This is a genomic window from Stenotrophomonas sp. STEN029 (assembly GCF_056760015.1).
Map to the genome: position 1 here is coordinate 1 of NZ_JBRREC010000031.1, position 20,600 is coordinate 20,600.

At 61.6% G+C, this 20,600-nt stretch carries 20 protein-coding genes and 1 tRNA gene; 12 read left to right on the forward strand and 9 right to left on the reverse strand.

All coding sequences use genetic code 11. The annotated features are described in order from the left end of the window. Positions 1-256: 256 nt before the first annotated feature. The 3 genes from ACVOLI_RS08915 to ACVOLI_RS08925 all read right to left on the reverse strand — a co-directional run bounded on the left by ACVOLI_RS08915 (position 257) and on the right by ACVOLI_RS08925 (position 2,126). Positions 257-1,222 (reverse strand): beta-ketoacyl-ACP synthase III, encoded by a 966-nt coding sequence (locus tag ACVOLI_RS08915; protein ID WP_481534333.1) that lies wholly within the window; start codon positions 1,220-1,222, stop codon positions 257-259. Between the two features lie 91 nt (positions 1,223-1,313). Further along, a complete protein-coding gene (gene rpmF, locus ACVOLI_RS08920) occupies positions 1,314-1,511 on the reverse strand; it encodes a 50S ribosomal protein L32 (protein WP_282270713.1) in 198 nt (65 codons plus the stop codon). A 108-nt stretch (positions 1,512-1,619) separates the two neighbouring features. Further along, positions 1,620-2,126, reverse strand: coding sequence for a YceD family protein (locus tag ACVOLI_RS08925; protein WP_481534334.1), 507 nt, complete (start codon positions 2,124-2,126; stop codon positions 1,620-1,622). 115 nt (positions 2,127-2,241) lie between these two features. Here ACVOLI_RS08925 and ACVOLI_RS08930 point away from each other — a divergent pair, with 115 nt between their 5' ends. Further along, positions 2,242-2,814: a Maf family protein gene (locus ACVOLI_RS08930; RefSeq protein WP_481534335.1), complete on the forward strand. Its 573-nt coding sequence runs from the start codon at positions 2,242-2,244 to the stop codon at positions 2,812-2,814. Positions 2,815-2,988: 174 nt separating this feature from the next. Here ACVOLI_RS08930 and ACVOLI_RS08935 read toward each other — a convergent pair whose 3' ends face one another. Continuing rightward, on the reverse strand, positions 2,989-4,872 hold the full coding sequence (locus ACVOLI_RS08935) for a glycosyltransferase family 39 protein (RefSeq protein ID WP_481534344.1): 1,884 nt from the start codon (positions 4,870-4,872) through the stop codon (positions 2,989-2,991). 19 nt (positions 4,873-4,891) lie between these two features. Between ACVOLI_RS08935 and ACVOLI_RS08940 the strand changes: the two genes are divergently transcribed. Genes ACVOLI_RS08940 through ACVOLI_RS08955 form a run of 4 tightly spaced genes read left to right on the forward strand, consistent with a single transcriptional unit; the run spans position 4,892 to position 9,246 of the window. Beyond that, positions 4,892-5,818 (forward strand): AAA family ATPase, encoded by a 927-nt coding sequence (locus ACVOLI_RS08940; protein WP_296252772.1) that lies wholly within the window; start codon positions 4,892-4,894, stop codon positions 5,816-5,818. A 1-nt stretch (position 5,819) separates the two neighbouring features. Next, the gene (locus tag ACVOLI_RS08945) at positions 5,820-6,776 is read left to right on the forward strand and encodes a DUF58 domain-containing protein (RefSeq protein ID WP_481534336.1); all 957 of its coding nucleotides are present in this window, start codon (positions 5,820-5,822) and stop codon (positions 6,774-6,776) included. Further along, entirely contained in the window at positions 6,773-8,725 is a 1,953-nt protein-coding gene (locus ACVOLI_RS08950; RefSeq protein WP_481534337.1) for a transglutaminase TgpA family protein, read from the forward strand. Before ACVOLI_RS08945 ends, ACVOLI_RS08950 begins: the two co-directional genes overlap by 4 nt. Next, a complete protein-coding gene (locus ACVOLI_RS08955) occupies positions 8,722-9,246 on the forward strand; it encodes a Slp family lipoprotein (protein ID WP_481534338.1) in 525 nt (174 codons plus the stop codon). The genes ACVOLI_RS08950 and ACVOLI_RS08955 overlap by 4 nt, the downstream gene beginning before the upstream one ends. A gap of 218 nt (positions 9,247-9,464) precedes the next feature. Here the strand turns inward: ACVOLI_RS08955 and ACVOLI_RS08960 are convergent, their stop codons facing one another. The 4 genes from ACVOLI_RS08960 to dnaX form a co-directional block, all read right to left on the reverse strand. After that, complete coding sequence (locus ACVOLI_RS08960; protein WP_481534339.1) at positions 9,465-9,812, reverse strand: histidine triad nucleotide-binding protein; 348 nt, start codon at positions 9,810-9,812, stop codon at positions 9,465-9,467. A gap of 49 nt (positions 9,813-9,861) precedes the next feature. Then, the gene (recR, locus tag ACVOLI_RS08965; RefSeq protein ID WP_282270729.1) at positions 9,862-10,461 is read right to left on the reverse strand and encodes a recombination mediator RecR; all 600 of its coding nucleotides are present in this window, start codon (positions 10,459-10,461) and stop codon (positions 9,862-9,864) included. 107 nt (positions 10,462-10,568) lie between these two features. After that, entirely contained in the window at positions 10,569-10,889 is a 321-nt protein-coding gene (locus ACVOLI_RS08970) for a YbaB/EbfC family nucleoid-associated protein (protein ID WP_313170267.1), read from the reverse strand. Between the two features lie 6 nt (positions 10,890-10,895). Next, on the reverse strand, positions 10,896-12,911 hold the full coding sequence (gene dnaX / locus ACVOLI_RS08975) for a DNA polymerase III subunit gamma/tau (protein ID WP_481534340.1): 2,016 nt from the start codon (positions 12,909-12,911) through the stop codon (positions 10,896-10,898). A gap of 139 nt (positions 12,912-13,050) precedes the next feature. On the opposite strand from dnaX, the gene ACVOLI_RS08980 reads away from it, so the two are divergent. The 4 genes from ACVOLI_RS08980 to ACVOLI_RS08995 all read left to right on the forward strand — a co-directional run bounded on the left by ACVOLI_RS08980 (position 13,051) and on the right by ACVOLI_RS08995 (position 16,645). Further along, positions 13,051-13,143, forward strand: a tRNA-Ser gene (locus ACVOLI_RS08980). Positions 13,144-13,523: 380 nt separating this feature from the next. Next, entirely contained in the window at positions 13,524-13,865 is a 342-nt protein-coding gene (locus ACVOLI_RS08985; RefSeq protein WP_296251554.1) for a hypothetical protein, read from the forward strand. Positions 13,866-13,984: 119 nt separating this feature from the next. Then, on the forward strand, positions 13,985-15,328 hold the full coding sequence (locus tag ACVOLI_RS08990) for a YfjI family protein (protein ID WP_481528715.1): 1,344 nt from the start codon (positions 13,985-13,987) through the stop codon (positions 15,326-15,328). Between the two features lie 63 nt (positions 15,329-15,391). After that, positions 15,392-16,645, forward strand: coding sequence for a hypothetical protein (locus tag ACVOLI_RS08995; protein ID WP_481528716.1), 1,254 nt, complete (start codon positions 15,392-15,394; stop codon positions 16,643-16,645). Positions 16,646-16,700: 55 nt separating this feature from the next. Here ACVOLI_RS08995 and ACVOLI_RS09000 read toward each other — a convergent pair whose 3' ends face one another. After that, complete coding sequence (locus ACVOLI_RS09000) at positions 16,701-16,847, reverse strand: hypothetical protein (protein ID WP_481528717.1); 147 nt, start codon at positions 16,845-16,847, stop codon at positions 16,701-16,703. Between the two features lie 75 nt (positions 16,848-16,922). Here ACVOLI_RS09000 and ACVOLI_RS09005 point away from each other — a divergent pair, with 75 nt between their 5' ends. The 3 genes from ACVOLI_RS09005 (at position 16,923) to ACVOLI_RS09015 (ending at position 20,433) form a co-directional block, all read left to right on the forward strand. Next, positions 16,923-17,144 (forward strand): type I restriction-modification system subunit M N-terminal domain-containing protein, encoded by a 222-nt coding sequence (locus ACVOLI_RS09005; protein ID WP_481528718.1) that lies wholly within the window; start codon positions 16,923-16,925, stop codon positions 17,142-17,144. 1,504 nt (positions 17,145-18,648) lie between these two features. Continuing rightward, a complete protein-coding gene (locus ACVOLI_RS09010) occupies positions 18,649-18,942 on the forward strand; it encodes a helix-turn-helix transcriptional regulator (protein ID WP_481528719.1) in 294 nt (97 codons plus the stop codon). A 204-nt stretch (positions 18,943-19,146) separates the two neighbouring features. Beyond that, positions 19,147-20,433 (forward strand): YagK/YfjJ domain-containing protein, encoded by a 1,287-nt coding sequence (locus tag ACVOLI_RS09015; RefSeq protein ID WP_481528720.1) that lies wholly within the window; start codon positions 19,147-19,149, stop codon positions 20,431-20,433. The last annotated feature ends 167 nt before the right edge of the window (positions 20,434-20,600 follow it).

Below are 20,600 nucleotides of genomic sequence, written 5' to 3' on the forward strand. Positions count from 1 at the left end.
GCCATGCTCGGCAGGGGCTTTACCGATGAAGCCTCATGCCGAGCATGGCTCGGCACTATAGGTTGGTTTTGCGCTGCGGGAGCGGCGTGAGCCGCGAAGCTGATAGATCAACAGCGCAAGGCCCCCTCCCCAGCCCTCCCCTTGCCTACGGCAAAGGGAGGGGGCGTGGTGCCGAGCCATGCCCGGCATACAGGCGGCGCCAACGACAACGGGCAGCCATTGGCTGCCCGTGCGGTAGATCTGCTTGTGGAGGTGCTTAGTAGCGCAGCAGCGCCGAGCCCCAGGTGAAACCGCCACCGAAGGCTTCCAGCAGCAACAACTGGCCACGCTCGACGCGACCGGAACGGATCGCGGCGTCCAGTGCCAGCGGCACTGAGCCCGACGAGGTGTTGCCGTGCTTGTCGACGGTGACCACCACGCGATCCATCGGCATTTCCAGGCGCTTGGCCGTGGCTTCGATGATGCGCAGATTGGCCTGGTGCGGGATCAGCCAATCCAGGTCGGACTTATCCAAACCGTTGGCCTGCAGGGTCTCATCAACAACCGAGTCCAGCGCCTTGACGGCGTACTTGAACACGTCGTTGCCCTTCATGTTGATCTTGCCCGGCTTGTCGAAGCCGACCGAGACGCCAACCGGATCCCACAGCAGTTCCTTCTTGCTGCCGTCGGCATGCAGATGCGTACTGAGAATGCCAGTATCTTCGTCGGCCTTGAGCACGACGGCGCCCGCGCCATCGCCGAACAACACGCAGGTCGTGCGGTCGGTCCAGTCAACGATACGGGTCAGGGTCTCCGCACCGATCACCAGGACATGCTTGGCATCACCGCTGCGAATGAATTTGTCAGCCACGCTCAGGGCGAACAGGAAGCCCGAACATGCCGCATTGACGTCAAACGCCGCCGAGCCGGTCGCGCCGAGGCGGGCCTGGATCAAGCAAGCGGTGGACGGGAAGATCAGATCCGGCGTGGTGGTACCTACGATGATCATGTCCAGCTGCGAGGCCTCAATGCCGGCAGCTTCCAGCGCGCGCGTGGCGGCGTGGTAGCCCAGGTCACTGGTGGTCTCGTCGTCGGCAGCGATGTGCCGCTCACGGATACCCGTGCGCGACTCGATCCACTCGTTGGTCGTCTCGACGATCTTGGTCAGATCATCGTTGGTCAACACTTTCTCGGGCAAATAACTACCAGTGCCCGCGATCCTCGAGTAGATCCGCTTGCTCATGCTGTTTCCTATTGCGCGAAGCCGCCCGTAGGCGGCCCCGGAAGAATCGGTGCAACAACCGCCACGCTCAGGTGGCGGCAGCCGTCACAAATCAATCTTCTTCGACGACCAGGGTCGACTTGGTCGTGATCACCTTCTTGCCGCGGTAGAAACCGTCAGCAGTGATGTGGTGACGCAGGTGCACTTCACCGGTGGTCGGATCGGTGGACAGCTGCTTTGCGCTCAGGGCGTCGTGGGCACGACGCATGCCGCGGCGGGACGGGGTAACACGGGATTTCTGCACAGCCATGGGATTGCTCCAAACTCGGTTTCGTTTGCTTCGTCGTTTAATTGCACAGGACGCCAGCGTCCAGCACTACTCGCTTTCGCCGCAGCCGCCGACGATTACCGGCCGCAATTATTTCTTCAGCGCCGCCAATGCCGCAAAGGGATTGGCCTTGCTCAATTCTTCTTCGGTCGCGCTGAAGTCACGTTCGACTGCCTCGCTTCCAGGCGCCAGCGCTACCACCGGCACCGCCAACACCAACTCGTCTTCCACCAGGTCCAGCGGACGCAGGCTGCCGTCTTCGGGCACCAGCATCGCTTCGTATTCCTCTGGAAGCGCAGATTCTTCTTCTTCGTCCTTGATCAAGCCCAAGCGCTGCTTGATCGACACCGGCAGCAGGAAACGCTGCATGGTGCGCTGACAGATCAAGGGCAGCTCGGTATCAATGGTCAGATCGACATACGACACCTGCAAGATGTTGTCTCGATCGAACTCCAGTGAATACGTGCACTGACCTTCGGTATCGGCAACCAGACCCTGCAAGCGGGTCAATTCGGACAAAGGCACCTGGCCATCAAAGCGCCTGCGCGCAATGACCATCCGCCAAGCATCCAGCAATTCGGGTACGTTCGCGGACATAAGCTGCAGAATGTTAAGGAGTAGCCACGCCGCTGTCAAATCCATAGCGACGGAAACATTGTCAGACCGGCAGCGGCGCAGCAGACTGGCCGTCCCGAGCTGCGTATTTTTACACATGAAGCCCCTGATTCTCGCCTCCACGTCCCGATATCGCGCTGAATTGCTTAACCGGCTCAGGATTTCGTTCAGTTCAGCGGCCCCAGATGTGGACGAAGCCCCGCTCCCCGGCGAGCCGCCGGCAGCCCAAGCGCAGCGCCTGGCCGCCGCCAAAGCCGCCGCGGTTGCCCGCCAGCACCCCGGCAGCTGGGCTGTCGGCTCGGACCAGGTCGCCGAGCTGAATGGGCAGCCTTTGGGCAAACCGGGCACCCGCGAGGCCGCCATTGCGCAGCTGACAGCGATGTCCGGCCATGAGGTGCAGTTCCACACGGCGGTCTGCGTGAGCGATGGCATTGCCCAGCATCAGGCCATCGATCTCACCCGGGTCCGCTTCAGGCCCCTGCAGACCGCTGAGATCGAGCGTTACATCGACGCCGAACAGCCCCTGGACTGCGCCGGCAGCTTCAAATGCGAAGGCCTGGGCATCACGCTGTTCGACGCCATCGAGAACAGCGACCCCACGGCCTTGATTGGCTTGCCGCTGATAAAGACCGCACAGCTGCTGCGGCAGGCGGGCTATCAGCTGCCCTAGCCTGCGGCTTCACTGTAGCCAGAGTAAGCGCAGAACCACTATCTACCGGTCGCTCAATCTTTCCGCCAACGGCTGCGATCTACCGGCAATGCAGATCTCCGCCAACAGCCCCGGGTGCGCTGCGCTTACCCGGGCTACGGCGTTGTTGCGTGCCGTCCTGGATCGTAAGCGACGCTACTGAACCTCGAACGGCTGCTCGGCCCAGGTCTCGACGCTGCCGTCATTGCCATGCAGGCGCAGGCCCAGCCAATGCGTGCCGGGCTTCAGGCCTGAGGTATCCAGCTTTGCATCAAAACCGGTATTCGGATGTTGCGGATCGGTGGATATCTTCCAGAACGGGCGCACGTCATAGGCGCGCCCATAGACGGCGTCCCCTACGCTGCGACCGTCCAGCAGCAACTCAACCCGCGACAATCCCACGCCATCCTTGAAAGCCCAGCCACTGACTTCCAGCGCGCCGCCCACAGCCTGACCCGCCAGCGGGGTTTCCACCCACGCCATTGCCGGTGTCACACATGGTCCCTGCTGCTTCTCGGCCGGCAAGCGGAACAACAGGAAACGTTGGAACCCGTGATCAAGTGAGACCACTTTCGGCGGCGGCAGCGGCCCCACCAACTCGCAGACCTTGTGGTAACGCTCCAGCAGATCGCGGTAACGCTGGTCGCCGGGTGCCAATACCAACAGCACCGGCGTCGTGCGGCTACCGTCACTGATCAACTTCCAGAGCGCCAACTGCGCAGTGCGCCCATGCCGATCATTGAGCTCATGTGGCAGCACTTTGATCGACGGATCGTTGAGACGGAAGCCCAACTCCGCACCGACCTTGAAGCTGCCCGCCAGCACCTGGGTATCTTCCGGCATCTGCGCCAGTTCCTCGCGCACACCCTCGGACAGTTGCTGCCAACCGGCGAAATTGCGGGGGTAGTACTTGCTGCCCGCCAGTTGCTCACGCAAGCCGGGTGATGCGGCAACCAGGTAGTAGCCCATCGCCAACAGCAGACCCAGCGTGGTGAGCACCCACAATGCACGCCGCCAAGGGCGCGACCAATGCGTGAGCAATGCAGGCACGCAGACCAGCAAGGCCAGATAACCTGGCAGCGGCCAATGGAAGCTGATCCGCTCCACATCGGTGAAGAACCCCAATGCGAAGATCAGCAAGGTCGAGGTAGCGCCGACCAAGGCAAAGTAGCGCCATTGCAGGTGATGGAAGCCACCCTGCACATTGCGCAGCCCCCTGCTGGCCACCACCGCCATCGCCACGAACAACAGCGGTGTCACCAGCATTGGTTGGATCACCAGGAACAGCAGTCCTTCCGACTGGAACGCCCACGGATGGCGCTCGATCACCTGGAACTTGAGCCCAGCATCCTGGTTGTCCAGATTCCATGCCATCAGTGGCGTCCACGCCGCCAAGCCCACCGACAGTGCGATCCACACCCGCGGATCACGCAAGGCCTTGCGGCCCTCTGGCAACAGCACCAGTGCAATGAAACCAACAACGATCACACCAATGAAGCGGTAGTGACTGAGTGCGCCCATCAACAGGCCGCAGGCCAGCAGCAAGGCGCCACCAGCACCCACCCCACGCAGCAGGCGTGCACCGGCATCCAGGCACAGCAGGGCGGCAATCGCCATCGACACGTCCGGCACCGCCAGGATTCCCAGCGTCGCCGACAACGGCATCAACAAGGCCAGTGAGCCCGCGCGCCAGCCCATGCGCACGCCGAACCAGCGCGTGCAGATACCGGCGACCATCCACGGCAGCGCCGCGCCCATGATCAGGAACGGCATGCGCACGCCAAGCCGATGGTCACCGAATACCTCGACGCCGAGTCGCGTCAACCACGCGGTCAGCCCGGGCAGATCCGAATAGGCGGCAGCCAGATGCTGGCCTTCCTGCCAATAGAACGCCTCGTCCACGAACAGCGTCAACTGCGAAGCCAACAGCACCTTGGCTGTGGTGACCAGCACCCACAGCACAAGGAACGTTACGTATGCGCGTTGCTCACCCCTGTTTGGCACGTACACTTCCTTCAGCCCAAGTATCGAGACGACCATGACAATGGCGCCGCCCGGAATGCTAACCGAAGTCACACTACAGTCCCTATCGGCAGCGCAACAGCAGGTCAATTCCCTCTTGCTCGGCAAGGCGCAGGAAGTGCGGATGGCCTTTGTCGCGCTGCTGTCCGGCGGACATCTGCTGATCGAGGACCTGCCCGGCCTCGGCAAGACCACCTTGGCCCACGCGATGGCCTCCAGCCTGGGCCTGCAGTTCCAGCGCGTGCAGTTCACCTCCGACCTGCTGCCTGCCGATGTGCTCGGCATCTCGGTTTACGAGGCGCATAGCCGCAGCTTCCAGTTCCATCCCGGCCCGGTGTTCTGCAACCTGCTGCTGGCTGATGAAATCAACCGCGCACCGCCACGCACGCAGAGCGCCCTGCTCGAAGCGATGGCCGAGCAGCAGGTCACGCTGGATGGCGTGACCCACCGGCTACCGGATCCCTTCTTCGTCATCGCCACGCAGAACCCGGTGGACATGTCCGGCACATTCCCGCTGCCAGACTCGCAGCTGGATCGCTTCCTGCTGCGCCTGACCCTGGGCTATCCCAATGCCGACGCCGAGCGCGCCCTGCTGGCCGGCGAAGACCGCCGTGACCTGATCGCACGGGTTACCCCCTGCCTGTCGGAGCAGGACATCCGCATGCTGCGCGAAGCCGTTGGCCAGGTACATGCCAGTGACGCGCTGATTGACTACGTGCAGGCCTTGATCACCCGCAGCCGCCAACACCCGGGCGTGCGCGTCGGCCTGTCGCCACGCGCCGGTATCGCCCTGCTGCGCGCGGCCAAGGCGCACGCGCTGCTGCTTGGCCGCCAGCATGTGATCCCGGAAGACGTGCAGGCATTGTTCATCGCGGTCGCCGGGCATCGTCTGGTTGCCGAAGCCGAAGCATCCTCCGGCCCGACGTTGGCACGCACCCTGCTGCACAGCGTGCAGGTGGATTGAGGTGCTGGCAGCACTACGGCAGCGCCTGCAATCCCTGCAGTTCCTGGCCCGCCCACGGCAACCGGAACAGCTGCCGACGCAGTTGGACAGACGCCGCATCTACGTGCTGCCGACCGGCTTCGGCCTGTTCCTGGCGGGCTTGCTCGCGGTCATGCTGCTTGGCGCCTTGAACTACAACAACAACCCCGCCTTGCTGTTGGCGCTGGTGCTGGGCGCAACCGCGCTGGCCAGCACCGTGCAGGCGCACCTGCAGTTGTCAGGCCTGCGCCTGCAAGCCGTTTCCGCCGACCCGGTGGCCGCAGGCACTCCCATCCGCCTGCGGCTGGCGCTTGCGCGCGGTGACCGCCGCTGGCGCCGTGCCCTGCAGCTGGATTACCCACAGGCCAAGACCCACCTCAACCTGGAGCAGGACAGCCAGGCCGAAGCCGACCTCTGGCTACCCACCCAGCAACGCGGCTGGCTGGATCTGTCACGCATCCGGATCACCAGCACCCAGCCGCTGGGCCTGGTCCGCGCCTGGGCATGGTTCTGGCCAGACACCGCGTTGCTGGTCTATCCCGCGCCGGAAACCAATGCGCCGCCACTGCCGGATGCAGGCAGCGCCTCCACCCGCACCCGCGTGCATCCACAAGGCGAAGAACTGCAGCAGATGCGCCCCTACCGCAGCGGCGACTCGCGCCGCAGCATCGCCTGGAAGCACTCGGCGCGACGCGACGAACTGCTGGTGCGCGAGTACGAGCGCCCCTATGGCGCCGAGCTGGTATTGGACTGGCAGCAATTGCTGGCCCTGCCCCACGAACGCCGCATTTCGCGCCTGGCGCGCTGGGTGGATGAGGCCGAACGCGAAGGCCGCAGCTATCAACTGCGTCTGCCCGGGCAGCCCCCATTCGGGCCAGCCAGCGGCGACGCCCATCGCCACCTCTGCCTGCGCGCATTGGCGCTGTTGCCAGACGCATGAAGACGCCCGCACCCGCGATAAGCGCCAGCAGCCGCCTCTGGATCAATCTGGTCACGGCGCTCTCGCTGCTGCCCTTGCTGCTGCAGCTGCCGGGCGTGCTGGCGGCGCTGTTCGGAATCACCGCCTTGCTGGTGGCGCTGTGGTCATGGCGGCGTGCCATGCCCTTGTTGCTGCGCCTGCTGCTGATCGGCGTGATGCTGATCTGCATCTACTGGCAGATGGGCGCCAACCCCGGCCGCGACAATGGCTGCGCCCTGCTTGCGGCGATGCTGGCGATCAAATCCAGCGAGCTGCGCACGTTGCGTGATGCACGCAGCCTGATTGGCTTCAGCCTGTTTGCACCATTCGCAGCCTTCCTGCTCGATCAGGGGCCAAGCACCCTGCTGATGTCAGCCGCCGCCGTGGTAGCCGCCCTGCTCGCGCTGCAACGCCTGGCCGATGAAGAAGTAGGCATTGCCCACCTGCCACCGCGCGCCCAACTACGCACGGTTGGCGGGCTGATGTTGCTGGCACTGCCGCTGGCCTTGTCGGCATTCTGGCTGGTGCCGCGCCTGCCAACGCCGCTATGGGGCACACCCGATCGGGTGGTGGGGCGCCCCGGCCTGTCCGACAACATGCAGCCCGGCGACCTGGGCGACATGATGGCCGATGACAGCCCGGCGCTGCGGGTCGAGTTCTTCGGCCCGGTGCCGGCGCAGGACCAGAGCTATTGGCGCGGGCCGGTACTGACGCGCTTCGATGGCCGGCGCTGGTCGCGGATGCGAAGTCAACGCTCCGAACAGATGCCCAACGTGACCAACAGCGCGCAGCGCTGGGACTACCAGATCGACTACGAGCCCACCGACCAGCGCGAACTGGTCGCGCTGGACCTGCCCCTGCAGGCACCTGCAGGAAGCCAATTGGATGCCGACTACAGCCTGACCTCAGCGCGACCACTTACCGCACTGACCCGCTGGCGTATGCAGTCCAGTCCGGCTCAAGCGTTCCAGGCCGAACTGCCGGCACGCCTGCGGTGGCAGGCCCTGCAACTGCCGGACGGCTTCAACCCGCGCACGCTCGCGCTATCCAGACAATGGCGCAGCGAGGCCGGCAATGATGATGCCGCGCTGGTAAAACGCAGCCTGGACTGGATCCACCGCGAGTTCGCCTACACCTTGAACACGCCGCTGGCCGGCCGCCACTCCGTCGACGAATTCCTGTTCGACCAGAAGGCCGGTTACTGCGAGCACTTCAGCGCGGCATTCGTGGTGTTGATGCGTGGCGCAGGCATTCCAGCACGCGTTGTCACCGGTTATGCCGGCGGCGTGCGCAACCGCTTCGGCAACTACTGGGTGGTGCGCCGGCTTGATGCGCATGCCTGGGCCGAGGTCTGGCTGCCGCAGCGCGGCTGGGTGCGGGTTGATCCCACCGCAGCCGTCGCCCCGGAACGCATCTATGACACCTTGGAAGACCGCATCGGCGACAGCAATACCAGTGGACTGGACCTGTCCGGTCGCTGGAGCAGCCTGCTGCAGTACAGCGACTACCTGCGCCGCGGCTGGAACACCGCCGTGCTGTCTTTCGATGCCCAACGTCAGCAGCGCCTGCTCAGCGGTTTCGGTATCAAGCAATTGAGCCCCTCGCAGCTGGTTGCCATGTTTGCCGGTTTTGCGGCCCTCGCCATCGGCCTGATGGCCTGGCTGCTGGCCCGTGGCGAGCGCCAACGCGACCCGCTGCTGCGCGCCTGGCACCGGCTGGACCGTCGCTACCAACGGCTGGGGCTGGGCCGTGAGCCCTTCGAGACCGCCAGCGACTGGGCCAGCCGCGTTGACCGTGCCCGGCCCGGCAGCGACCTGCTGACGCTCAGCCAGCGTTTCACTCAGGCGCGCTACGCTGGCGTCCGATCGGATGTCGTTTCATTATTGGCGGACCTGCACAGGCACCGCCCGAAACCCGGAGTACGAACATGAAGACCCGCATCCTCCTCGTTGCCGCCGCCAGCCTGGTGTTGGCCGCCTGTGCCACGGCGCCCAAGCCGCTGCAGGGACAGTTCACCCCCGTTTCGCCGCGTGACGCAGTGGCGCAGAAGCAGACCGGCGCGCCGGTACGCTGGGGTGGCCGCATCATCGAGACCATCCCGGGCCAGGGCGAAACCTGCTTCCAGATGCTGGCCCGCCCGCTCAATGCCAGCGGCCGCCCGAGCACCACGTCCAGCGATGCCAGCGATGGCCGCTTCATGGCCTGCCGCAGCGGCTTCTATGATCCGGCGGTGTTCGAGCCGGGCCGCGACGTGACCTTCATCGGCCGCATCGATGGCTACCAGAGCACCAAGATCGGCGAATACGACTACCCGCTGCCCAAGCTCTCCGCCGACGTGGTCTACCTGTGGCCGGTACAGCGCGAAGTGGAAGTAGTACCCGCCTACCCGTACGGCCCGTGGGGCCCGGGTTGGGGTCCCGGCTGGGGCTGGGGTTACCGCGGCTGGTGGTAACAAACTGAAAACGCCGCCCCAAGGGGCGGCGTTTTTTTTTTGGGTTTTTTGTTCTTTTTTTATTTTTTTTTGGGGGGGCTAACCCCGCCAAGCCGGTAGCAACCAAGCAACTGCGAAGCCTGTTCGCGCGATCCAGCAGTTTCTGATTGCGCTATGTCGCTTGCGGCGGAGAGATCTGTGGCTTCGCGGCTTACGCCGCTCCTACAAAAGCAGCTTTCTCACGCGCCGAAATGCCCCAAGGGCGCACCTGCCAGCAAATGCAGGTGGATGTGGAACACGGTCTGCCCCGCATCTTCGCGGCAGTTCATCACGATGCGGTAGCCGTTCTCGGCGAAGCCCTCCTGGCGTGCATACGCCCCCGCTGCCAAGGCCAGCTTGCCGATCAGGTGCGCCTGCGTGGGCTGCAGATCATCCAGGGTGGGGATGACCTCGTTCTTCGGGATGAAAAGCACATGCACCGGCGCCTGCGGGGCGATGTCCTTGAAGCCCAGCACTTCATCGTCTTCGTAGACGATGGCGGCGGGAATTTCGCGACGGATGATCTTGCCGAAAATGGTGTCGGTCATGTGGGGCTCGCTGCAGTAAACGACCTACAGCTTACAACCCTCGCAGCGCTTATTCGCCGACTTCGCTGCGGCTGCCGAAGGCATGCGACAAAGTGCCGCGATCCACGTACTCAAGCTCGCCGCCCAATGGCAGGCCCTGGGCCAGGCGGCTGGGGCGCACCTTGTTGCGACGTGCCAGCTGCGCCAGGTAATGCGCGGTGGCCTCGCCTTCGACCGTGGAGTTGGTAGCGATGATCAACTCGGTGACCTCGCCCTGCGCCAAACGTGTCTCCAGCTGATCCAGGCCCAGCTCGCGCGGGCCGATGCCATCCAGCGGCGACAAACGCCCCTGCAGCACGTAATACACACCGCGGTAGCTGGTTGCATGCTCGATCGCCAGCCGATCCGCCGGTGACTCGATCACGCACAGCATCTGCCGCTCGCGGCTGCTGCTGGCACAGACCGGGCAAAGCTCGGTTTCGCTGAAATCGCGGCATTGCTTGCAGTGGCCGATCTTCTCGATCGCCTCGGCCAACACTTCCGACAGGCGCTGGCCGCCGTCGCGGGCACGCTCCAGCACGTGGTAGGCCATGCGCTGGGCCGTCTTCTGGCCAACGCCGGGCAGTACCCGGAAGGCTTCGATCAGTTGTTCCAGCAGCGGCAGGCTCATCGCAACGGTCTCATCACAGCAGGCGTATCGCTAAAACAAGCGCGCGAAGCCCGGAGGCTTCGCGGCGCGGGGACGTGCATGCGCCGGGCCAGCCGGCGCGGGCCACATCAGAACGGCAGCTTCATGCCCGGCGGCAGCTTCATGCCGGCCGTGGCCGAACCCATGCGGCTCTGCGATTCGGCGTCGATCTTGTTGGAAGCATCATTGAAGGCGGCGGCGATCAGGTCTTCAGCCATTTCCGGATCGCTCAGCACCGACGGATCGATGCGCACCTTGCGGCACTCCTTGGTGCCACTCAGAGTCACGCTGACCATGCCGCCGCCGGCGCTGCCGGTGACTTCCAACTTGGCGATTTCTTCCTGGGCCTTCTGCAGGTTTTCCTGCATTTTCTGGGCCTGCTGCATCATTTGGGCGATATTGCCGCGCATGGTTCGTTACTCTTTGAAAGGACGGATGGAATCGGCCACGACCCGTGCACCCTGCTGTATCAGCTGCTGCACCTGGGGGTCGGCCATGAACACGGCTTCGGCCGCGGATTGCTGTTCACCGCGCTGACGATCTGCGCGCTGGTGCAAGGTTTCAGCCTGGGCGTTGCCGGTCTCAATGAGGATCTTGGGCGTGCTACCCAAGGCCTGCGACAGCGCCTGCGCCAGGGCATTCAAGGCGCGCTCAGACTGCAGGTATTCAAAACCCGGCAACAAGGCCAGCCGCAGCACACCGTGCTGGAAGCTGACGAAGGCGGCATTGGCGGCTAGTTCGCGCGACGGGCCGCTCAGGCCGCTGTCGTCGATCAGGTCCAGCCATTGTTCTGCGTCGTTCAAGCTGCGGCCGCCCTGCGTCGGTGCAACTGACTCTGCGGGTGCCGCCGGCTCGATGGCGATGCCGGTCGGGCGCACCGGCTCGGCCTGCTGGACCGGCTGCGGCGCGGCAACGGGCGCCGGCTTCGGCGCCTCAACCGGTATTGCAACCGGCATTTCAATGGCTTCGGGCGCTTCCGGCATGGCCATTTCGGCCGCCATTGCCTCATCGCGCGCATTCGCTTCAGCCGCCTCAACCGCCCATGGCGGCAGATCTTCGTCAGCAGCTACTGGCTTGGCGGCTTGAACCGGGGCCGGCGCTGCAACCTGAGCTTGCACGGGCTCAGGCGCGGGCGCTGCGGGTTCCGGCGCAGGCGCGGCTTGCTGCGGCACGACGGCTACTGGTTCGGGTACAGGCTCGGGCTTGGGTTCCGGTACTGGCGGTGCAGCCTGCGCTGCAACCGGCTTGGCGGTTTGCGCCGACGCGGCGGCAACGGCTGGTGCGGCTTGCGTATTGCCACCCACGCCTGCGCCAGCTCCGGATGCGCTGCCTTCCGGGGTCGCCGGTACTGCGCCTGCCGGGCGGAACGCCAGCATGCGCAGCACGGTCATTTCAAAGCCCGCACGGGGGCTGGGCGCCAGATGCAGGTCGCGACGACCACCAAGGGCCATCTGGTACCAGAGCTGCACCACTTCAGGGCGCAGGCGCTGGGCAAAGGCCACGGCGTCGACGCCTTCACCCGGCACCGAAGTACCCGGCACCAGTTGCTGCACCTGGATGCGATGCAGGCCTTCGGCCAGAGCGTCCAGCACGCCACTCCAGTCCGGCGAGAACTCGGCCAGTCCGGCAACCACCTGCAACAGGCGCGCACCTTCGCCATCGGCCAGTGCATCGAGCATGGCGCTGACCTGGGTGCGATCGACCGTGCCCAGCATCGTGCGCACCACATCGTCGCGCAGCGCGCCGCCGGCATAGGCAATGGACTGATCCAGCAGCGACAAGCCATCACGCAGCGAGCCATCGGCCGCGCGTGCCAGCTGCACGATCGCGCTGTCGTCGAACTCGATCTGCTCGGCGGTCATGATCCGGGTCATCTGCCCGCGGATCTGCTCCTCATCCAGGCGCTTGAGGTTGAACTGCAGGCAGCGGCTGAGCACGGTGACCGGCAGCTTCTGCGGATCGGTGGTGGCCAGCAGGAACTTCACGTGCTCCGGCGGCTCTTCCAGCGTCTTCAGCAGCGCATTGAACGCCGCCTTGGAGAGCATGTGCACTTCGTCGATCAGGTAGACCTTGTACTGCCCACGCGAGGGCATGTACTGGGCGTTCTCGATCACCTCGCGCACGTCATCCACGCCGGTATTGGACGCGGCATCGATTTCCAGCAGGTCGATGTAGCGGCCGGCATCGATATCCAGGCAGGCCCGGCACTGACCGCAGGGGTCGGCACTGGTGCCGTTCTCGCAGTTCAGCGACTTGGCGAAGATGCGGGCAATGGTGGTCTTGCCGACACCCCGGGTGCCGGTGAACAGAAAGGCGTGGTGGACGCGGCCACTGTCGAGCGCATTGCTGAGCGCGCGGACCACGTGTTCCTGGCCCACCAACTCGGCAAAACGCTTCGGACGCCACTTGCGGGCAAGGACGAGATAGGACATCAGGCAACCGTCTTCATCTGAAGCCCCATTGTGCCACGCCCGACCCATCCGCCAGCACCCCGTTCCGGGGGTGCTTGTGAACAGCCGCCAGTCCCTATAGAATCCACGCCCCTGCCGAGGCATTAGCACGGCAGGATCCGGAGAGGTGTCCGAGTGGTTGAAGGAGCACGCCTGGAAAGTGTGTAAGCGTCTAAACCGCGCTTCGGGGGTTCGAATCCCCCTCTCTCCGCCAGACGATTGAACTAAGCCCCTGATTTTCTGGGGCTTTTTTCTTTTCAAGCCTAATCAGTATGCCATTCAGTATGCCATTTGCACTTGGCTGCAGTTGGCCCGCACTGACCAACATTGAGCCCGCGACCACACGCAAGTCCCAGCCGCTGCAGTCATTGCGATCTCGAAAAACGAGCAATTTGATAGGGTGTGCCGCTCAGCAGAGCTGTGGTCCCGATCATTCGCTCTATGCGGAAACAGCAGATACGCAACCGACCATCTGAGATTTCCCCAACTTTTCTGGCTCGACACCGAAAAAACCCTTCCTTATCCAAGCTCCTCAACTCTCTGGACCATGTCCCGTGAGGACGGCAATTCAGCCGCCCCGATCGAGAAAAGAACATGGCATCCAGTAACGTTAAGGACATGGCTACGCAATTCAATGCGGCCTACCAAGCACTAAAAGACAAGAAGGACGCCGAACGGCTCCTTACGCTCATCAAGCCGAAGATCCTGTCCGCGAAGTCAGACGGAATCAGTGACAAGGAGCTAATAGATCTAATCAATGCTTTGGGCTTGCGAGAGAAGTTTTACCCAACGAAGCTCAAGGAACTGCGCGAGAGACTGGGCAACTCTGAATCGGATGTGCCCACCAATGGCGCAGAGGATCCGCCGGCAAGCGAGGAATCCCTCCACCCGTTCACAGCCGCGCTCATCGCCCGTTCCGATGAGCTCGTCCCGTGAGGATGCTTACTCGTTCCACACCATTTCAGGCACCGGACCACAACTTCGGCATGCTCCCCCCGCTCGCTGAAGCTGCCGCGAAGGCGGTTTGTGCCAGGAACACGGAAGCTTGTCCCGCCATGGTCCGGACGCACCTACTGTCGGCCCTATCCTCAGCGGTTGCTCCTCTCTATGTAATGTCCCCTCCCCACTGGACACCCATTCCCATCGGCGTTAATACGCTATGCATTGCCGATGTGGGTGGAAGTAAGAGCCCCGTACACGATTGCGTGATCCAACCGCTCAGGGACCATGCTCGAGACAGTTTCGCTCGGTATGAAGCCGCCCGAACCGAAGCAAGCGCCTCGTTGGCCGAGAAAAAATTCCGAATCAAGCTCTTGAAGTCCGAGATCGCACGCGGTTTACGCAAGCATGAGCCCACGGAGGATCTTCTTGTCACCCTGGCCGAACTGCACCGCACGTCCACGGCGTCGCCCAAACACCGCCCCCGCCTAGCGAGCAACCTTGACCTGGAAAGCCTGCTTCACCAGCTAGATGGCGAATTTGAAGCAGTCGATTTCCTTACCGACGAAGGGGACAAGTTGCTGAGCTCTAGCCTGATGCGCCACGTGTCGGATCTAGTTGATCTGATCGACGGAAAATCGCTGGAATTTCGCCGGGAGAAGAAGAAGCATCTCTATGCCAGCCAGCCACGCGGCACGTTCGGCTTACTCGCGCAGTCCGCCGCGATCGAACCATTTCGCCCCCGGTGTAAGCGCCGTGAGTACACCGAGCACAAAGCGGTCAGGCTCGGCTTCTTCGCACGCTTCCTTGTCTGTGTCGCCCAACCTTCACCCTTGGGCAATCGATATGCACCCGCAGATAACGATGATGAAGCTCTTTCGGATCTCCACCACGCTTTTAAGGAGCTCTACGACCTGCACCAGAACAACCAGGAAGCCGGTGGCATTACCCCGATCGAACTAGCGTTCGCACCTGACGCGCTGGGCTACTGGGAGGAACTGTGCCGCATCACTCAAAATCTCAAGTTCGGCCAGCTCGCGCACATCGCCGACTTCGTCTCCAAGATGCTCAACCTGACCGCTCGCCTGGCCGCAGTCTTCCACGTTTGGGAAAGCCAGACCCACTATGTTTCGATCTCGTGTCTCGAGCGTGCTTGGAAACTTGTTTCCTGGCACGCCACCCAGTACGAGCTGGTGTTCGTCCCACCGCCGCCCCTGCCTCAACAAGAGGACGACGTGGAAGCCGTCACTAGACACCTGGCCACCTACCGCCTCTTTGTCGACTACAAGGAGGTTCCCACGGAGCGCATCGGTCTGTTATTAGGCATTCCGAGCAATCGCTTGCGTGCAGCCCTTTTGCGAATGGAACAACGCGGCCTGATTGAACTGTGCGGAGGGAAGACGACGTTCATCAACTGCACGAAGATGTTCTCGCTCTCGCGTAACATTACCTGGCGATGAACTCTTCCCATCGAGTAAAGATGCCCGGCAAACGTCGGGCATCTTTTATCCAGAAATTCATATATGCGACGGCTTCGCGACATTGAAGCCAAGCTCGTCAAGGAGAAGACTCTTTTGGTCGCTAGCCCTTCCAAAGTTGATCCGCAGGCGGATATCCGAAAAGATCGGCTGGGTAGCCGTGCACGACCCAGGGATGACAAAGAATGGGAGGATTTACCGAACGTGACGCTTAGCCCACTAAGCGCGGAGCAAGAGAACGACATCTGGTCTTCCGCATTTAGAATCTCTTCGATGGTGGCTCAGCCCATGACCGGTTGGCTGCTCCACTCAGCGAGGATATGGACGGAAAGGCGTGCCCTGTCCGACAAAATGCTCAAAGTGTTCGGTGTATCTTCCAAAACCTGGGACGCGGGGCTACCAAAACGACCGCGTAAGATGCGACACACCCTGAACAGCCTGGATTCCTTCATTCGAACGAATCTTTCTGAGCTGACAGCGGAATGTGGCTCACGTAAGGCGCGAGCATTGGAGCGCTCAGCGCTGGCACTGGCCGAGCACCCAACAAGCCCACCATGCACCCTCTTTCATCACACGTTTGGTATTGCAGGCGGCGACCGCCTGGAGGCACTGGCAGTAGCCTTCGACCACCTTACCGAAGCCGCCCTTCATGGTCACTTGAGCAGGAAGGAATTGTCTGCGGGTATTGTCAAAGTAGCGACAAGCATGAATGTAATGGCCTCGCAAACTATCGGACCTCGCCATGACCTAGATCCAGGATTAGATGCACTGCTCCTGTTGATGGCACAGATGGATCACGATCTCGTGTCCCCCCTCATGCCGCACGAGGGTGAAATCAAGAGCCTAATCACTCTGCTGGTTGACGGGCCGGGACAGCCGAAGCGGAGACGCGTCCAACACCGCCTACTGGACATCTACTATGCACTGGCCATGGCAGCCACTGGACGACCACTGCCCGAGAAACTGCCAAGCATCCGTGAAATGGAAAACGTGTTGCTGGGCGGACCGCCTGAGTCAGGTGGTCAGTCCTGGGTGGTGCGTTGGCGAAACGGCACAAAAGCCCTTCGTGAGAGGGACGTCTCTTCTATGATTGTGTACGTGGAGAAGGCGACAGGAAAAGACCTGTCTTGGACGATGCGCCGACTGTATGCAGCCGCCCAGATTTGGGCAAGAGTCGAAGAGCAAGGTTCACGCGCAACTGGGAAAGCAAGCGAGCGCTACGCACAATGGTGGGAAGTGCTTTGCGACCCAGGGCGGTCAAAGACCGCGTGGTTGCAACCCTACTGGGCGCAGTTTTGATCTCTCCACGTAACGCATCAAGGCTCCGCCCTAAAATGGACGGAGCCATGATGCATTACTTTGAAGCCCGCTTGGCAACGACCGACGCTACCTTGGCCTTGAACGCGCGTTGCTGGGGAGAGGGACAGGGTTGGCGATCCACCGCACTTTGAATGCGCCGCTGGGCGGATTGGTTCATCGGAGCCTTCTTCTCATTGCTCATCGTTGTCTCCTTTTTTGGGAAGTTTTGAAGAGCTCACAGGCTAGTAGCTGAGCTAAACTGAGTGCGTTAGATATCTTGGGAGTTTGGTCGCCATCTTCGGCCCATATCCTGCGCGGCAAGATGGACGCTTCCGAATTCGAAGAATTCATCCTCGGGCGGCTGTTCCTGAAGCACCTGCCTGACGAGTTCAAGACCAAGCGTCCGCGCACGCGAAATTTTGCCTACTTGCACGACCAGCCAACCTTCTGGCGGAGCTGCTGGAAGACCAGACCAGCTACGGCCAGACCTTTCACGTAGCGATACGCGCCCGCTGGAACGAAGCCTGGATCGATGAAAACGATGCCACGGTGCCCACACCGATGCGTTCCTAGCCGCCATCGGCGGACAACTCACCGATGAGCAGGCGCGCACGCCGATCCTAAAAAAGATTTACGGCCTAATCCGCGCCGATCTTCCCCTGTACTTCAACGCCGTAAAGCGCGCACCGGTCGCTAGCCTGGAGAACCTCGGGGATAAACACACAGTGTCAGGTCATGCATTGGAAGCCGCGCGTAGCGACACGTTAAAGGCGCTGGATGGAATGTTGGCAGGATTGGGATAAGCGCCGCGGGCTGGCACTTGGGTGGGTGGATGGTTCCCGGATGAACCGCCCCTGGAATCGAAGAACGCGCGATGTCGTCCCAACTTCAGGGCGCTGTCGCTGACCTACACCACCAAATCGTGCGATTCGGTACATGTGAAATGAGCTTCAAGGCATGCCAATCCAATTGAATCCGAAATCCACTTCAGACAACGCTCCCCAGCGTGAATGGTCCGCAACTTCCAAGATGGAATGATCCTAACGGTTAGCCACGATGGCAGCTATGACCTGCCTGGATCGATGATGGCAGTTGCGCCGATTTCTTCGCACATACAGGCCGGGTATGGGCTCGCCCGCCATTTCCATGAACTCCAAGATGACGGAACGGCGCCTTGGTCCCCTTCCTGTCGTGGCCACATAGTGGTTTCCCCGTTTGAACATGAGGGCAGGTCACCTGCCCCCAGAACGGACAACCTCCTCCTCCAACTGAGTGCGTAGCTCAGGCCGCGCTGGTCGCAGCTAGGTTGTGCTGCCGACCGCCCTCGGCAAGTGTCGGGATAGAACTTCCCCCACCGACACGTCTTAATCCAGTCCTCGCACGCGCTATTGGTGAACCCGTGGCAGGCAAGCACACCAGAAGGCCTCGCTCCTGCGCTACCCACCTTACCTGAAATCCTCAGCGAATCCGGCGTATTCGGTTGAAATACGCACACCAAGCCAAGGGCTGTCGCATGACCCGCAGCGCTGACGCCCATGTAAAAGAACCATCGCTCACCGACACGACCGTTTCACCTCCGGCGAAATGCCGACACCCGCCTGGGCGAAGCATGCTTGACAACCCCTTCCTGGTTGAAAGTGCCCGGGGAAAGCGGAGTTAAGCCAGCACGCTGCGTTTCAGGCACCGACACCGTCTGGCCGCGCCGACAGGTAAGGCCGAGAACCCAAATCTGATGCTGACTTGGCTACGACAGTCCAGCGCCATCAGCGCGGAAACGCCATCAATTGTGCTGGATTGGGCCGGCAAGTTAGTTCCTTGGCTGGAGTTGCCTCGTAGATTCCGCGCTCGTCAACAAGCACCAGCCAGATACTCAGGTATGTGAATAAATTTCCCCACCTTTTTTCCATGCGATAGCGGTTTTCCGCTCCTTATCCATCGCCGAAAAGAGCGCTCATATTGGCCGCAGGCAGGCAAGGGGCCTGTCGCTTCCCCGAGACCGCGTTATGAGCCTTCACAACAACCAAAACTATCCGCAAAACACCGATAACGGGGCCGTCGCGCCCCCGCGTATGCGCTCCAAGCGAGTCCTGCGTAAAAAGGGCCTCGCGAAGAAGCTCTCGTGTTCCGAGAGCACCATTGACAACCGTCTGAACCCGTCGAGCCCCTGGCATGACGAGACCTTCCCGCGCCCCGTTTCGCTTGGCGCCGGTGGCTCGCGCAGCTCAGCCAAAGGCTGGATCGAATACGTCATCGACGAGTGGCTAGAGAGCCGCATGGAGGCGCCCCGCCACATGTAACGAGCTCACTAAGTCAACGTAGTGCGCAGCACACAAAAACCCCCCATCAGCGGGGGGTTTTTACCCTTCAAATCAGCAACAGCAGGGCCATCCGTCCCATGCGAATTCCGGTTTCTATCTTATTCAATTCATTCGATTCACTTTAGTTCAACAGTCGTCTTATCAACAAGCAATTCACGAGCAACTAGCAGGAGAAACAACCCAATGAATGAGATCAACAAGTACACCTTGTGCACCCCGAGCACAGTTCTCGACTGTGACTTGTTCCAGGAGCAGATTCCCGACGTTCCGCTTGCTGCCGAAGTCAATACTGCTCCGCCCGCGGAATCAGAGCAGGCTCACCACCTCTTCGTACGCAAGACCAGCCAACGTTACGGACTTACCTTTGTCGGTAAAGAACACGACTTCACCTACTGGCTACGCCGAGCAGAGAAGCTGGTCAATGAAGTCGCCCAGACCAACGATCAGCCGGTTGAAATTGTGCTCGATCGAAAGGGGAAGCCGCGCTACCAACTGACGAAGCTCGGCAAAGCGCTCTTCAACTTGTTCAAGAGCTACGACCACGACACTGCGGAGTACTACAAGTACAATCGCTTCAATCCACCCCTGACCGTTATCATGAAGGTCGTCGACCAGTGGTCGCATGAGCTTGTGTATCTCACCAATGGCAACGGCGAGGCAGTTCCGAGTGATTTGCGGACACGCGAGATTCTTGAGGTCGCAATAGCTTCGGTGCGTACGACCTGTCAGAGCCAGCAATACAGAAACGCAGTCGACAATTACAAGCGTAATGAGGAAAAGAACATCGCCAGCTGCTGCGAGTATCTGTCAGCACAGTTCCAGCGTCGCACTCAGCTACTGGTCCTACGGGTTGACCTCTACTTCCGGCCGGCATTCAAAGGTTGGGGCTACACCCGAGAGGCGGACGGACACCACGCAAGGTTCCTGCGGGCTCTGCGTGAAAATCGAATCGTTCCGGACGTCCTCGGCTACATCAGCAAGCGTGAGGACGGAATCGATCGTGGCATCCATTTTCACGTACTCATTGTGCTAGACGGGCACGAACATCGCGATACCGCCAATCTCGGCCGTTTGGTTGGAGAGGACTGGGTCCGCCGCTGCGGCCACGGAGAGTACCCTGACGGGGTGGATGTCGGGGAAACGGGCAAAAAGGACAAGGCTAGCTATTTCAACTGCTACACCCGGAAGGATCAGTACCGTTTTAACTGCCTGGGACTAATCCATCCGACGAATGAAGATAAGCTGCGTGGCTTGCGGCAGGCGATCGAATACCTTTGTAAGGAAACCACTCAGCTCAAGCCCAGCCCACCGAAGTCACAGGAAGGCAGCCAAGACGCCGAGAGCACGAGCAAAAAGGGGATCCGAAACCTGCGCAAGGGAATCATGCCGAAGGGACACAGCGGCCGCGGCGCACCGCGAACCAGTGGCTTGGACACATCACTCATCGACCGCGAGTTGTTAGACCGGTAACTTACTAGCAGTATCCAAAGAAGGGGCCAGCATGCTGGCCCCTTCTCTTTCTTGGTCACATGCAAAGTAGACTGGATCAACATGTTGTTCGAGAACCGCTCGCTGACTGTGCCAAGACGATCAACTGGCGCACCTAGACAGATTCCCTTAAGTCATCATTTCAGATG